This window comes from Ruegeria sp. CDSA021, from assembly GCF_059612325.1.
Genome location: NZ_JBXWQJ010000002.1, coordinates 324,620 through 337,565, shown reverse-complemented (window position 1 = coordinate 337,565; position 12,946 = coordinate 324,620). Strand labels below are relative to the sequence as shown.

14 protein-coding genes are annotated in these 12,946 nt (G+C 57.2%); 8 read left to right on the top strand and 6 right to left on the bottom strand.

Going from position 1 to position 12,946, the window contains the following annotated elements:
- Positions 1–4 precede the first annotated feature (4 nt).
- Complete coding sequence (gene selD, locus AC2FLD_RS03890; protein ID WP_496667395.1) at positions 5–2,164, top strand: selenide, water dikinase SelD; 2,160 nt, start codon at positions 5–7, stop codon at positions 2,162–2,164.
- Here the strand turns inward: selD and mnmH are convergent.
- Positions 2,155–3,207: a tRNA 2-selenouridine(34) synthase MnmH gene (gene mnmH, locus AC2FLD_RS03885; RefSeq protein ID WP_496667396.1), complete on the bottom strand. Its 1,053-nt coding sequence runs from the start codon at positions 3,205–3,207 to the stop codon at positions 2,155–2,157. The two genes, selD and mnmH, sit on opposite strands and share 10 nt — an antisense overlap.
- Positions 3,208–3,254: 47 nt before the next feature.
- Positions 3,255–3,920 (bottom strand): SOS response-associated peptidase, encoded by a 666-nt coding sequence (locus AC2FLD_RS03880; RefSeq protein WP_496667671.1) that lies wholly within the window; start codon positions 3,918–3,920, stop codon positions 3,255–3,257.
- Positions 3,921–3,974: 54 nt separating this feature from the next.
- Between AC2FLD_RS03880 and AC2FLD_RS03875 the strand changes: the two genes are divergently transcribed.
- On the top strand, positions 3,975–5,627 hold the full coding sequence (locus AC2FLD_RS03875; protein ID WP_496667397.1) for a tetratricopeptide repeat-containing sulfotransferase family protein: 1,653 nt from the start codon (positions 3,975–3,977) through the stop codon (positions 5,625–5,627).
- A 63-nt stretch (positions 5,628–5,690) separates the two neighbouring features.
- On the opposite strand, the gene AC2FLD_RS03870 is transcribed toward AC2FLD_RS03875, so the two are convergent.
- Positions 5,691–7,268, bottom strand: coding sequence for a bifunctional metallophosphatase/5'-nucleotidase (locus tag AC2FLD_RS03870; protein ID WP_496667398.1), 1,578 nt, complete (start codon positions 7,266–7,268; stop codon positions 5,691–5,693).
- Between the two features lie 107 nt (positions 7,269–7,375).
- Here AC2FLD_RS03870 and AC2FLD_RS03865 point away from each other — a divergent pair, with 107 nt between their 5' ends.
- The 4 genes from AC2FLD_RS03865 to arsC are packed head-to-tail and all read left to right on the top strand — an operon-like array spanning position 7,376 to position 9,535.
- On the top strand, positions 7,376–7,714 hold the full coding sequence (locus AC2FLD_RS03865; RefSeq protein WP_496667399.1) for a DUF952 domain-containing protein: 339 nt from the start codon (positions 7,376–7,378) through the stop codon (positions 7,712–7,714).
- Positions 7,711–8,142, top strand: a complete 432-nt coding sequence (locus AC2FLD_RS03860) for a DUF1330 domain-containing protein (protein ID WP_496667400.1) — start codon at positions 7,711–7,713, stop codon at positions 8,140–8,142. The genes AC2FLD_RS03865 and AC2FLD_RS03860 overlap by 4 nt, the downstream gene beginning before the upstream one ends.
- Positions 8,139–9,197 (top strand): quinone-dependent dihydroorotate dehydrogenase, encoded by a 1,059-nt coding sequence (locus tag AC2FLD_RS03855; RefSeq protein ID WP_496667401.1) that lies wholly within the window; start codon positions 8,139–8,141, stop codon positions 9,195–9,197. The genes AC2FLD_RS03860 and AC2FLD_RS03855 overlap by 4 nt, the downstream gene beginning before the upstream one ends.
- Positions 9,194–9,535 (top strand): arsenate reductase (glutaredoxin), encoded by a 342-nt coding sequence (arsC, locus tag AC2FLD_RS03850; protein ID WP_496667402.1) that lies wholly within the window; start codon positions 9,194–9,196, stop codon positions 9,533–9,535. Before AC2FLD_RS03855 ends, arsC begins: the two co-directional genes overlap by 4 nt.
- Here arsC and AC2FLD_RS03845 read toward each other — a convergent pair.
- The 3 genes from AC2FLD_RS03845 to AC2FLD_RS03835 are packed head-to-tail and all read right to left on the bottom strand — an operon-like array spanning position 9,532 to position 11,790.
- Entirely contained in the window at positions 9,532–10,848 is a 1,317-nt protein-coding gene (locus tag AC2FLD_RS03845) for an MATE family efflux transporter (RefSeq protein WP_496667403.1), read from the bottom strand. The two genes, arsC and AC2FLD_RS03845, sit on opposite strands and share 4 nt — an antisense overlap.
- 2 nt (positions 10,849–10,850) lie before the next feature.
- A complete protein-coding gene (locus AC2FLD_RS03840; RefSeq protein ID WP_496667404.1) occupies positions 10,851–11,369 on the bottom strand; it encodes a PaaI family thioesterase in 519 nt (172 codons plus the stop codon).
- A gap of 1 nt (position 11,370) precedes the next feature.
- Positions 11,371–11,790, bottom strand: a complete 420-nt coding sequence (locus AC2FLD_RS03835) for a PaaI family thioesterase (protein ID WP_496667405.1) — start codon at positions 11,788–11,790, stop codon at positions 11,371–11,373.
- 115 nt (positions 11,791–11,905) lie between these two features.
- Between AC2FLD_RS03835 and AC2FLD_RS03830 the strand changes: the two genes are divergently transcribed.
- Positions 11,906–12,274 (top strand): MerR family transcriptional regulator, encoded by a 369-nt coding sequence (locus AC2FLD_RS03830; RefSeq protein WP_496667406.1) that lies wholly within the window; start codon positions 11,906–11,908, stop codon positions 12,272–12,274.
- 270 nt (positions 12,275–12,544) lie between these two features.
- Complete coding sequence (locus tag AC2FLD_RS03825; protein WP_050603302.1) at positions 12,545–12,946, top strand: MerR family transcriptional regulator; 402 nt, start codon at positions 12,545–12,547, stop codon at positions 12,944–12,946.

Here is a 12,946-nt window from a genome sequence, read left to right as displayed (position 1 = left end):
TCCAATGCATTCACCTCCGCTGCCCTTAACCCGCGATCTGGTTCTTGTTGGCGGCGGTCACACCCACGCGTTGCTGCTGCGGAAATGGGGTATGAATCCCCTTCCCGGCGCCCGGGTAACCGTGATCAACCCCGGCCCCACCGCCCCATATTCCGGGATGCTACCGGGATATGTCGCCGGACATTACGATCGGTGGGAATTGGACATCGATCTGGTCAAACTCGCACGCTTTGCAGGCGCACGTGTCATTCTGGGCGCGGTTGAGAGGATCGATACCGACACACATCAGGTGCATGTTCCCGGGCACCCGCCGGTCGGGTTCGATGTGGCCTCGGTCAATGTTGGCATCACGTCGGATATGCCCGCATTGCCGGGCTTTGCCGAACATGCCATTCCTGCCAAACCTTTGGGCCGATTTGCCGCGCGTTGGGCTGACTACTTGAACCATAATGGCCCTGCGGCAGTGGCGGTGATCGGCGGAGGCGTCGCCGGGGCCGAATTGGTCATGGCCATGGCACATGCTCTCAAGGCCAAGGGACGAGCAGCGCAGATCACACTCATCGACAATGCGTCGATCCTGACGGCCACCAAACCCAAGGCGGCGGCCACGATCCGACGGGCCATGCAGGATCTGGGTGTGGAAGTCATCGAAAACGCTGTGATCACCCGGATCGCCGCTGATCACGTCGAGTTGCAGGACGGCCGCGCAATCCCCGCCTATTTCGTGACCGGAGCCGCCGGCGCGCGCCCTTATGATTGGGTCGCAAAATCTGGGCTGGACCTGCAGGGCGGGTACATCCGGGTGAACGGCTATCTTCAATCCAGCGACCCCGCTGTGTTTGCGGCCGGAGATTGCGCCCATTTGTCGGACAACCCGCGGCCCAAGGCAGGCGTTTACGCGGTGCGCGAAGCACCCGTTCTTTTCGACAATCTGCGTGCCGCGCTGGGGGCGGGACGGATGCGCAAATATGTTCCGCAGAAGGATTACCTCAAACTGATTTCTCTGGGCGGCAAATCCGCGCTGGGTGAGCGTTTGGGTACATCGTTCAGCGGCCCGATGATGTGGAAATGGAAGAACCACATCGACCAAACTTTCATGAACAGGTTCCGCGACCTGCCACAAATGAAGCTTCCTGAATTACCGCACGACCGGGCCTTTGGGTTGGATGATGCGCTTGGGGAAAAGCCAATGTGCGGCGGATGCGGGGCCAAGGTCGGACGCGATGCGTTACAGACCGCACTGAAATCGCAACCGGCCCCGACCCGCGAAGATATCACCCCCCTGCCCGGCGATGACGCAGCGTTGTTACAGACGGGTGGCGTTCAGCAGGTCATGACTTCGGATCACCTGCGGGCTTTCACCAATGATCCCGCCTTTATGGCACGCATCGCTGCTGTTCACGCTTTGGGGGATATCTGGGCCATGGGTGCCACGCCTCAGGCCGCCACGGCGACGATCATCCTGCCCCGCATGTCTGCCACTCTTCAGGCCCGCACCATGTCGGAAATCATGGCAAGTGCTGGCGACGTCATGAGAGAGGCCGGGGCCGAGATCGTGGGCGGGCACAGTTCCATGGGCGACGAGATGACCATTGGGTTTACGATAACCGGCCTGTGTGAAACCCCACCGATCACGTTGGCGGGCGGGCGGCCGGGTGATCGGTTGATCCTGACCAAACCCTTGGGCAGCGGCGTTCTGATGGCTGCGGAAATGGCCGGTTTGGCGGACGGAGCTTGGGCCGCAGCCGCTTTTCAGTGCATGACCCAGCCGCAAGGAGAAGCAGCCCGTATACTGGTCAAAGCCCACGCGATGACTGACGTGACCGGGTTTGGTTTGGCCGGACACCTGCAAGGTATCTGCGACGCCTCCAACTGTGGTGCCGTTCTTGATCTGGACGCGGTTGAGGTCATGGACGGTGCAATGGAGCTGTCGGAACAGGGCGTGCGGTCAACGATCTTTGCCGACAACCGGGCGATTGCCCTGGATCTGCCCGCTGAAGGCAAAGCCGCTTTGTTGTTTGATCCGCAAACTGCCGGTGGTTTGCTGGCGGCCGTCGATGCCACAGCGGCCGATGCCTTGATCGAGGACTTGAAGGCCGCAGGATACCCTGCCGTAATCATTGGCGAATTGACAGATACACTGGGCCTGCGGCTTCAAAGCTGATCCAGCAGGCTTTCGATTTGGGCCGCAGCCGTTGCAAGGCCGTCGTCGTCCAAGGACGCAATATCGAGTTTGGCCAGCACCTCTAATGACCGCGACCGTCGTGACTTGGTGTAGGCCGGGTCGTAATGCTGCTCCATCAACGCTTGCGTCAGCGCTTGTTTTTGTCCCGTATCGATCAGGTGCATCCACCCTTCAACAACCTCGTGTCCGCGATGAAAACGCAGTGGGGAAAGCCGATCCCGCAAACGGTCGCTATCGGACAATATGTCGTCATATGCCCGAACCAGATAGGCGGCGCGTGCTTCAATCGGCGCCGCGACGTGGATTCGAGGCGCAGCGCATAACGTAGTCCAAAGGCTGGGCGGTAAGATCAGACTGCCGATTTTCGAAGACTCCGCTTCGACCACGACCGGGCGCGCTGGATCCATCGCGCAAAGCGCGGCGGACAACGCCGATTCGAACGCCTTTTGGCTTGGCTGCCCGCCTGGGCGTTCCCCCAGCAATGACCCCCGGTGATTGGCCAAAGCCTCGAGGTCCAGAACCTGAACGCCGCGCCTTTGCAGCAGAGCCAGCAGATCGGTCTTGGCCGTTCCGGTATAGCCTTCCAAAGCGATCAATCGATGCGTTAGAGAATCATCGTACAAATACGCACTTACCAAGCGGCGGTACGTGCGATAGCCACCGTCAATCACATCCGCCCGCCAACCGATTTGCTGCAACATCCAGGTGAACGAACCCGAACGCTGCCCGCCCCGCCAGCAATAGACCAAAGGCTTCCAGCTACCGTCGTGATGGCTGAGGTGTTGTTCGATGTGATTGGCCGCATTGCGGAACACAAGCGCCGCCCCCAGTTTGCGCGCCAGAAACGGGCTTTCCTGCACATAGATGGTCCCGACGCGAGCACGTTCCTCGTCGCTCAGAACCGGCAGATTTATCGCGCCGGGCAGATGATCCTCTGCATACTCCGCAGGGCTACGCACGTCGATGACCGTGTCATAGCCATGTGTATAAAGCTGCGTCAGATCGGGGAAATTCAAAGCCATGCCAAAGGTCTAGCTTGCCGTCTTTCGAATGGAAAGACCACGCGCCCTCATCCGTCGAAAGGTTCGATCAGATCGGGCCCACTGGCACGGTTTGAGTTCACTGCCGGATCAACACGATGGAAGGCCAGTACATCATTCGCACCCGGCTGCATCAGACGCGCAGCCCCCTTTCCCGCTTCCCCCAGCCACAATGGCCAGTCTTCGGGTTCCAAAATCAAAGGCATCCGGTGATGGATAGAGCTGAGATTTTCGTTGGTTGCCGTCGTGACAATTGCGCAGGTGCCCTGACGGTTTTCATCCGACCCCCAATCCTGCCAGACCCCTGCAAATGCAATCGGTTCCTGATCCTTACGATGAATATACCATGGCAGGCGCGTTCCCTGTTCCGACTTGGTCCATTCATAAAACCCTGTCGCGACGATCAGACAGCGGCGCGCCCGGCAGGCGTCACGAAAAGCTGGTTTTTCCGCCAAAGTCTCGGACCGCGCGTTGATCAACAACGGCCCAGCCGTTTCAGATTTGTACCAGTGCGGCAGAAATCCCCAACGCAGCGCGTCCAGATGACGGCCTGTCTCGCTGCTGCGCACCACATGTATCTGATTTGTCGGACAAACATTGAAGTTTGGAACGGCCGGTAGCGCATTTGCAGGCCGTGCAGAAAACAGCTGCGCCATGGCGTCATTGGGAAGAGTTATTGCAAACCGTCCGCACATGGGTAATGAACCATCGATATATTCTTGATACAGGCGCAGGATCACACGGGTCACATGAAAAACCAAACGACTCAATCCCTCAAGAGCAAAGCAATTTCGCTTCTGGAAGCAGACAAGCTGCCGCAGGCTTTGAAAAAGGCGCAGCTGGGTGTCAAGAAATTCCCCAAGGACACGGACTTCCACGCCATCGCCGGTTTTGTTCTGACCGAGATGAAGCAATACAAGAAATCCATTCCGCATTTTGTCGAAGCCTCGCGGATGAAGCCGGATGATCCGCAGTTTGTGGAAAACCTCGCCAACGCCCTGATGCAGACCGGCCAGTTTCCCAAAGCGCTGGAATATACCGAACACAAGTTGGAACAGTTCCCCAACAACAAGGAACTGAACCGCGTTCTGGATGAGATACACCTCAAAGGTACGTCCTGGCGTTCGATCATCGAGCACGCGACCAACAAGCTGGCGACTGACCCCGACAATGCCGATTTGTTGACTAAGCGGGCCCGGGCCTATTCCAAGATTGGGTTTGACGAGGAAAACTCCCGCGATATTGCGCGTGCTTATGAGCTTGACCCGGATGACATTAAGATCGCCTTCCAGAAATCGGTGAGTCTGCACCAGAACGGCGACAAGAAGGGATCAACCGAAATTCTACGTCGTATCCTGGAGGAAGATCCTAAGCACGCCCCGACACTGCTGCAATTGTCGACAATGGTCGGCAAAGAGGATGCAGCGAACCTGATGGGTGCTGTTGAGATCGCTATCGCCAATAACGAGAACGAGCTGGTGGAGCTTGAGTTCGCCAAAGCGCATCTGATGTCCCAATCCGACGGATTGGACGCGGCGCTGCCGCAATTTGCGTACGCCAATGCGATTCAGCACGACAGCAATCCGTATAACTTTGCGGCAGAAGAGAAAAAACTGCGCAATATCAAAAGCCTGTTCCCGATCGGCGCAGACATTCCGACCTCTGACAGCACAGATTCACCGATGCCGATCTTTGTAATTGGGCAGCCGCGGTCTGGTACAACGCTGATGGAAATGATGCTCAGTTCTGCGCCAAATATTGCCGGGTGCGGAGAGTTAATGCTAGGCGCGGACCTATCCCAAGACTTCGAGAACGGGAAAACCGCATTCACCGCCGCGAAGGCAGCCGAATATGCGCAGGAATTCCGTAAGCTGATGCCGCCGATCCCTGAAGACTCGGTCGCCTTTGTCGACAAGATGCCCCACAATTTCCAGCGTGTAGGGTTCTTGTTGGCCGCATTCCCGAATGCCAAGGTGATAAACATGCTTCGGGATCCCCGTGATGTCGGCTTGTCCAAGTGGATTCGCCGCTTTCCTGCAGGTGGGATGCGCTATGCATCAAATCTTCAGTCGATTGCTCATTCGGCGAACATGTACCGCCAGTACATGGCGCATTGGCAGTCCGTATTTGGCGACAAGATCCTGACCGTTCCCTATGAAAAGCTGGTGGCCGACCCAGAGACCTACAGCAAACAGGTCTCCGCGTTCTGTGGTATTGAATGGAACGAGACCATGATGCGACCCGAGGAAAACACCAAACTGGTCAGAACTGCTAGTATCGATCAGGTTCGCAACAAAATCTCAACCAAATCCATCGGCGGTTGGCACGAGGTGGCAGATCATATCAAACCGATGCTGGACGGGTTCGACCCATCACTTTGGCCGGAATACGATTTCAGCTGACCGGCAGAAAAACAGAAAAAGCCGCATCACTTGGATGCGGCTTTCTTGTTTCAAATGGCAGAATTACTTCTGCTTGATACGACCATCCAGATAGGGCTGATACGGTGCGTTTTCCGCCAGATACTCGGCTGTGACATCGGCCAGATCCGGGCCGAAATCATAAGCGTTCTTGTCATCGCCTTCGAACATCTTGTACCCGTCACCACCATTGCGCACGTAGTTGTTGGTCACAACGAGGTAGGTCTTGTTCGGGTCAATCGGAACAAACCCGTCACCTTCAGCCACCATCACTTCGCTGATGCGGCCTTCGTTCGGGGCCACGCTTGGATCCCAGGTAAAGCTCAGGCCTGCGACTTGCGGAAAACGACCTTTCACTTCTTCGACCTGACTGACGCCATTCTCAAGCGCGTCAATCACGGTTTGTCCGGTGATCTCAAAAGTGGACAGCGTGTTCTGGAACGGCAGTACAGTCAGAACTTCGCCCATGGTCACCTCTCCGGGATCGATAGACGCCCGCAAACCGCCCGAGTTGGCGATGGCAATCTGAACGCCCTGTTCCGCGACCCGCGCCAGCATTGCATCAGCAACCAAATTGCCCATCTGGCATTCCTGCACACGACACACAGCGCGATCGCCCTCGATGGCGTCAGCCGCGTTTGCGACAACCTTGTTTCGGATTTCATCCAGAGGCACCGCCAATTCCGCGATCCGGTCCAGTGCGGCCTGATCCTCGGTCACGGTGTTGTCCATGATCAGAGGTTCACCAACGGCTTCCAACACTTTGCCGTCGTCATCAAATGTGACGTTTAATTCACCCAAAAACTTGCCATAGGCATAAGCCTGAACGATCTGCACACCGTTGACCACCGTAGGATAGGGACCTGCGGCCTTCTCCGACTCATTCGAAAGATACGTGTTAGAATGCCCGCCAACGATCACATCGACCCCACTTGTCTCCTGAGCGACACGCTGGTCGACACCATAACCTGAATGGCTCAGCACGACGATCTTGTTGACGCCTTCACCTGTCAGCCTGTCGACTTCGGCCTGTACCGCCGGCACCGGGTCTGAAAAGGTAACGTTGGGGCCGGGCGACGCAAGCTCATGTGTATCGATTGGTGTCAGCCCAATCAGGCCGATCTTTTCGCCGCCCACCTCGATCACGGTAGATTTCTTGATATGATCAGTCAGAAGTTCTTCGTCGCGGATATCGGCATTGGACATCAAAACCGGAAAATCGACCGTGTCAATAAAGCCGCGCAACACTTCTGGGCCATCGTCGAACTCGTGATTACCGACGGTCATGGCGTCATAGCCAAGCTTGTTCATAAACTCGGCAGCAACTTTGCCCTTGTAGTAAGTGTAGAAAAGAGACCCCTGAAACTGATCCCCGCCGTCCACCAGAATCGAATTCTCGGCACGTTCCCGTGCTTCGTTGACGGCAGTGACAAGGCGCGCCGATCCTCCAAAGCACTTTCCTTCCGCATTGTCTTCTGCACCGCATCCACTGTCGTATTTGTTGATCGGTTCGAACCGCGAATGAAAATCGTTGGTGTGCAAAATCGTCAACTTGTAGTCGGCTGCTGCAACACCAGCGGTCAGGCCCAGAACCGCAACTGAAGTCAAAAATCGGGTCTGCATCTTGGAACTCCCAGTTATTGTTTAAGGGGATCGTGCGCCCATCACGACGGAGAGTCAAAGAGGAAATCCAGCTTGATTCCAAGCGCTGCGCGGGGCATCAGATCGGTATGCTGATTTTTAAGATTTTCCGGGCCGAGGAATGGGCCGCCTTGCAGGACAAGGGCGCGACAGACGGCGCACCGATCGATGTGACCGACGGATTTGTCCATTTTTCAACCGCTGAGCAAGCTGCAGAAACGGCGGCCAAACACTTTGCAGGTGTAGATGGTCTGACATTGCTGGCCTGCGATGCTGACGCAATGGGCGACGATCTGAAATGGGAAGTGTCGCGGGGCGGTGCCCTGTTCCCACATCTCTATCGCCAGATCCAGCTCAGCGACGTTGTCTGGTCGCGCCCTCTGCCATTTGACGGCGCTGTGCATCAGTTCCCCGAGGACATGGAATGACATCCTTTGTTGACCCGGATCGGGATCAGTTCGAGGCATTCAAAGCTCTGGACCGGGACCAGCCGATTGAAATGCTCAATCTGGTGAAGTTCCGGGCCGTAGCGCAGTATCCTGCTGCGCATGAATTGGCAGGCGCGGGGCTGACCGGAGCGGAAGCCTATCAGAAATACGGGGCTGAAACCGCACCGATTGTTGCGCGTATCGGGGCGAGCATTTTGTGGCGTGGGGTGTTTGAAACAACGTTGATCGGCCCGTCCGATGAGGTCTGGGATGCCGTCTTTATCGTACGCTATCCAACCGCGCACGCGTTTCTTCAAATGGTAACCAACCCCGTATACCGGGCAGCGGTGATCCATCGTCAGGCTGCGGTCGAAACCTCGCGCCTGATCCGGTGCGGATCAGGTGAAAGCGGAAAGGCCTTCGGATGAAACTGATTGAAAAACTGGGGCTGAGCGCCCTGCACCGTATGGACCCCGAAGCTGCCCACGGCATGTCGATCAAGGCGCTGAAGTCCGGGCTGGCACCCGCGCCGGGGCCGGTGACGACATCACGGCTCAGGACCAACGTGGCGGGGTTGGAGCTGCCCAATCCGGTCGGTCTGGCCGCTGGCTTCGATAAGAATGGTGAGGTTCTCACACCTCTGTCGCGCGCCGGATTCGGCTTTATCGAAGTGGGCGCTGTCACACCCCGCCCGCAACCGGGAAACCCCAAACCGCGCCTGTTTCGCCTGACCGAGGACAAGGCAGCCATCAACCGCTTTGGTTTCAACAACGAAGGCATGGAGGTGATGGCCAAACGGCTGGCCGAGCGCCCCAAGGACGCGGTGATCGGCCTGAACCTAGGGGCCAACAAAGACAGCGAAAACCGCGCTGGTGATTTTGCGAAAGTTCTGGCGCATTGCGCTGCGCATCTGGATTTCGCTACCGTAAATGTATCCTCGCCGAACACGGAAAAACTGCGCGATTTGCAAGGCAAGGCCGCGCTGACCGCGCTGTTGAACGGTGTGATCGAGACACGGAACGCGCTGCCATGCCCTCTGCCCATCTTTCTGAAAATTGCACCAGATCTGACCGATTCCGAGCTGCAGGACATTGCCGAGGTTGCGCACGAAACCCGTGTGGACGCGGTGATCGCCACCAACACCACCCTGTCGCGCGACGGGTTGCGCAGCGCGCATAAAAGTGAGGCCGGAGGCTTGTCTGGCGCGCCGTTGTTCGAAAAATCCACCCGCGTTCTGGCAAAGCTGAGCCAGATGACCGGTGGTGACATCCCGCTGATCGGCGTGGGTGGCATCAGCAACGCCGAGCAAGGTTATGCCAAGATCTGCGCCGGGGCGTCAGCCGTGCAGTTCTATACCGCGATGGTGTATGGCGGGATTTCCTTGGCGGCTGACATAGCGCATGGACTAGATCAATTGCTGGCCCGTGATGGCTTTGACTCAGTTGCCCAGGCCGTTGGCAGCAAACGTGAGGATTGGCTGTGATCGAGTATTGGCACAACCCCCGCTGTTCCAAATCCCGCACCGGACTGGCGCTGTTGGAAGAAAATGGCGCACAGATCACAGTGCGAAAATATCTTGAAGATGCGCCCTCGGCCGATGAATTGCTGGCCGCTCACGCTGCGCTGGGACTGCCTGTGATTGACATGGTGCGCAGCGGCGAAAAACGGTTCAAGGAATTGGGACTGACCAAAACCGCTTCGGATGACGAACTGATCCGCGCTATGGCAGCGAACCCCATTCTGATCGAACGCCCCCTTGCCATTGCCAGGGACAAAGCCGCAATCGGGCGTCCGCCGGAAAACCTGCTGGTCTTGCTTTAGGCCACTTGCGCTTCAAGCTTGGGATAGCGCCAGCCCATCGTCGCGCCACGCGCGATGTTCAGAACCATCAGCGCGGCCCAAAGGCCGTGATTGCCAAAGCTCGGCACCAGAATGAACAAGGCGACCACGTAGATTGCAACGGATTGAATCATCGCGTTGCGCATAGCCCGGGTCCAGGTCGCACCGATATAGATGCCATCAAACATCCAACTCGCCACGCCGATTACCGGAGCCAAGGCCGCCCAGAACAGGTAGTCACGGCTAGCCAGACGCACCTCGGGCGAGGTCGACATCAGGTCAATCAGGGCCGGTCCTGCCAGGAAGAACACAGCCCCCAGAAAAACGGCCCCACCAATCCCCCATTGCGACGCCATGATACTGGCGCGCCGCAGTTGATATCGATCCCGCGCTCCAACTGCACCGCCGACCAACGCCTCGGCCGAAAAGGCAAAGCCGTCCAGAGCAAAGGCGGTGATCTCCAGGAATTGCAGCAGAACCTGATTAGCAGCCAAGGTTACGTCGCCCAGATCCGCGCCCACAAACAGGAAGGTCGTAAATGAGCCTGTCAAAAGGACCGATCGGATCATGATGTCCCCGTTGACCTGCATCATTCGGCGCAGACGCTCGGCATCGAAAATCCGGGCCCAGTCACGCCAGATTTTGCCTTCGAAACCTTCCCGGCACAGCCACAGGCCCAGCGCCAAACCGGTCCACTCCGCGATCAGAGTGGCAATCGCGACCCCTTCCACGCCCCACCCCAGTCCGAGAACGAACCACAGATCCAGAACAATATTCAGCCCGTTCATCCAGATCTGCAGAATGAATACACCACGTGTGCGTTCAACCGCGATCAACCATCCGGTCACGGCAAAAAGCGCAATGGTGGCCGGGGCCCCCCAGATGCGAATCTCAAGATAGGCGCGGGTCAGCGCCTCAACCTCGGGGCTGGCAGGTGACAGGGCAAATGCCCCGGCAAACACCGCAGCTTGTGCAATGACAAAGAACAGCCCGGCCGCCGCACCCAGCAGCAATCCCCGGATCAGCAAAGCGCGGGTTTCGACCACATCTCCGGCACCGCGCGCCTGCGCGGCCAGACCGGTTGTGCCCATACGCAGAAACCCGAATATCCAATAGATCGAGGCCAGAATGACCGCGCCCACACCCACAGCACCAATCGGTGCGGCCTGCCCCATCTGACCCACAACGCCCGTATCCACCGCGCCAAGAATGGGCACGGTTGCGTTCGACAACACAATTGGGGCTGCGATCTTCAGCACCCGTCTATGCGTGATAGGCGCCGATGCGCCCTGCATGGTCAGTTCTTGTCCATAGGGGGTTGAGGCATCAGGAAATGCCCCGATGCCTGCGCAAACAGTTTTGCGTGATTGTCCTGCCAGGCTTCGACCCGGACCGAGGCATAGCGCCGTCCGGACCGGCTGATAAAGGCCCGTGCATAAGCATCCCGCGGCAGACCCGAACGCAGATAATCTACGGTAAAGTCAATTGTCTTGGGGAACCGAATGCTCTTGTCCGTCACGATGGTCTCGGCGTCTATCTCTCCACTTTCTATGCTGGCGAACATGTGTTCCCAGCTTAGTGTGATGACGGCTGTCACTTCGAGAAATGCAGCCGTCACGCCGCCATGAATCGCAGGCAGAAACGGATTGCCAATCAGTTTGTCATCAAAGTGCAGAACACCGGTCAATTCATCCCCGCGTCGGTCGAAGCTAATGTTGAGAAACCGGATGTAAGGGACACCATCAACCAGCGCACGCAATGCCGCATCACGCCTTTGCTTGACCACCTGCACCGGTTCGGGACGAGGTCTTGCCATATTAATTCCCCTCAACCGTAAAAGATCCCGCAGCTGTGGCCACAGGCAAGTCCTTGTCATTATCCACAGCAGTGGCCCGCACAAAGGCCACGTTCCGCGTGATGTGATAGCAGGTCGCGCGCGCCGTTATCGTTTGTCCTGGCGTTGCCGCCCGCATGTAATCAATCCGCAGGTCGATGGTTGCAGTCCCTCCGGGCGCGGAGGGGTGGCTCATCACCGCAGCACCGCAGCACGTATCCAAGATGGTCGAAATTGCTCCGCCATGGATCACACCGGTGCGCGGATCTCCGATCAAACCCTCGTTGTATGGCAGCGTGATCTCTGCCTCACCCTCGCCGATATGGGTCAGCGTCAGGTTCAGAGCCCGCGCATGAGGTATCGCCTCGATAAACTGGCGAGCTAAAACTATCTTATCGACCATAGGTATGTGTCCTGTTCTCTGCGCCTCCTTTATGAGCCGCTGTTTCAGCAAAGGGCAAGCCCACCTGTTGCGCTTGAGATCGGGACCGCCTAGGTTGCTGGCGAGGAGACCAGGAATGTCCAACAACCGTTTGTCATTCAAAGAAATGTGCACTGAGTTCGATGTAACACCGCGCACCCTGCGCTATTACGAATATATCGAGCTTCTGCAACCGGACCGCGAAGGTCGGTCCCGGTTTTATGGCGCAAGGGAATGCGCGCGGATGAAGCTGATCATGCGTGGCCGCAAGTTCGGATTCCCTCTGGAAGAGATTCGCCAATGGCTGTTGATCTATGAAGATCAGGGCAACGAGGCGCAAATGGCCACATTTTTAGACATGGCGGATCGCCAGATGAGTGAGCTTGAACAGCAGCGCCAGCAACTGGACGAAGCCATGGACGAGCTAAAGCGCCTACGCGACCAGACGGCAAAGTCTCTGGAATAAGCCTGCCGTTTCCTTACATCCGCTTCGACAAATAATCGCGGCTTGGCGCACCACATGCGTGTGTGGGCAGCTTTTGCACACGTAAAAGACGCGGGTTTTGCCTGACCTTAGGGAAAGAAAATTTCACCAAACGGTGTTTACGCGTTTGGATGTTACGTCAACTTTAAAGTGACGCAGCGTCTGAATTACGTAAACGTCACTCACGTGTTGTAAAGCTCAAAGCAACTGCGCAACTCATGTCTCATGACGCCAGCGACGAGAGTATGACGAATGACCGAAGATGTGATGACAATCCGCGAGATGTGCGAGACCTATGATGTCACACCACGCACATTGCGGTTCTACGAGGCCAAGGAACTTCTGTTCCCGATCCGCGAAGGCCAAAAACGTCTGTTCACCAAGCGTGACCGGGCGCGGCTGAAACTGATCCTGCGCGGCAAACGCTTTGGCTTCAGCTTGGAGGAAATCCGCCAGCTTCTGGATCTGTATCATGTGGGCGACCAACAGGTCACTCAGATGACCCGCACTTATGAAATCGCGTTGGAACGTCTGGCCGACATGGAATCGCGCCGCGAAGAACTGACGCAAGCCATCGACGACCTGAAAGAGCAGTTGCGCTGGGGCGAAAAGGTGATCGCCTCGATGAAACAGGAAAAGAAGGCGGCCGAATAA

Coding starts and splice junctions, on each gene's coding strand:
- selD (WP_496667395.1), top strand. CDS start 5: ATGCATTCACCTCCGCTGCCCTTAACCCGCGATCTGGTTCTTGTTGGC.
- mnmH (WP_496667396.1), bottom strand. CDS start 3,207: ATGGCTTTGAATTTCCCCGATCTGACGCAGCTTTATACACATGGCTAT.
- AC2FLD_RS03880 (WP_496667671.1), bottom strand. CDS start 3,920: ATGTGCGGACGGTTTGCAATAACTCTTCCCAATGACGCCATGGCGCAG.
- AC2FLD_RS03875 (WP_496667397.1), top strand. CDS start 3,975: ATGAAAAACCAAACGACTCAATCCCTCAAGAGCAAAGCAATTTCGCTT.
- AC2FLD_RS03870 (WP_496667398.1), bottom strand. CDS start 7,268: ATGCAGACCCGATTTTTGACTTCAGTTGCGGTTCTGGGCCTGACCGCT.
- AC2FLD_RS03865 (WP_496667399.1), top strand. CDS start 7,376: ATGCTGATTTTTAAGATTTTCCGGGCCGAGGAATGGGCCGCCTTGCAG.
- AC2FLD_RS03860 (WP_496667400.1), top strand. CDS start 7,711: ATGACATCCTTTGTTGACCCGGATCGGGATCAGTTCGAGGCATTCAAA.
- AC2FLD_RS03855 (WP_496667401.1), top strand. CDS start 8,139: ATGAAACTGATTGAAAAACTGGGGCTGAGCGCCCTGCACCGTATGGAC.
- AC2FLD_RS03845 (WP_496667403.1), bottom strand. CDS start 10,848: ATGCAGGGCGCATCGGCGCCTATCACGCATAGACGGGTGCTGAAGATC.
- AC2FLD_RS03840 (WP_496667404.1), bottom strand. CDS start 11,369: ATGGCAAGACCTCGTCCCGAACCGGTGCAGGTGGTCAAGCAAAGGCGT.
- AC2FLD_RS03835 (WP_496667405.1), bottom strand. CDS start 11,790: ATGGTCGATAAGATAGTTTTAGCTCGCCAGTTTATCGAGGCGATACCT.
- AC2FLD_RS03830 (WP_496667406.1), top strand. CDS start 11,906: ATGTCCAACAACCGTTTGTCATTCAAAGAAATGTGCACTGAGTTCGAT.
- AC2FLD_RS03825 (WP_050603302.1), top strand. CDS start 12,545: ATGACCGAAGATGTGATGACAATCCGCGAGATGTGCGAGACCTATGAT.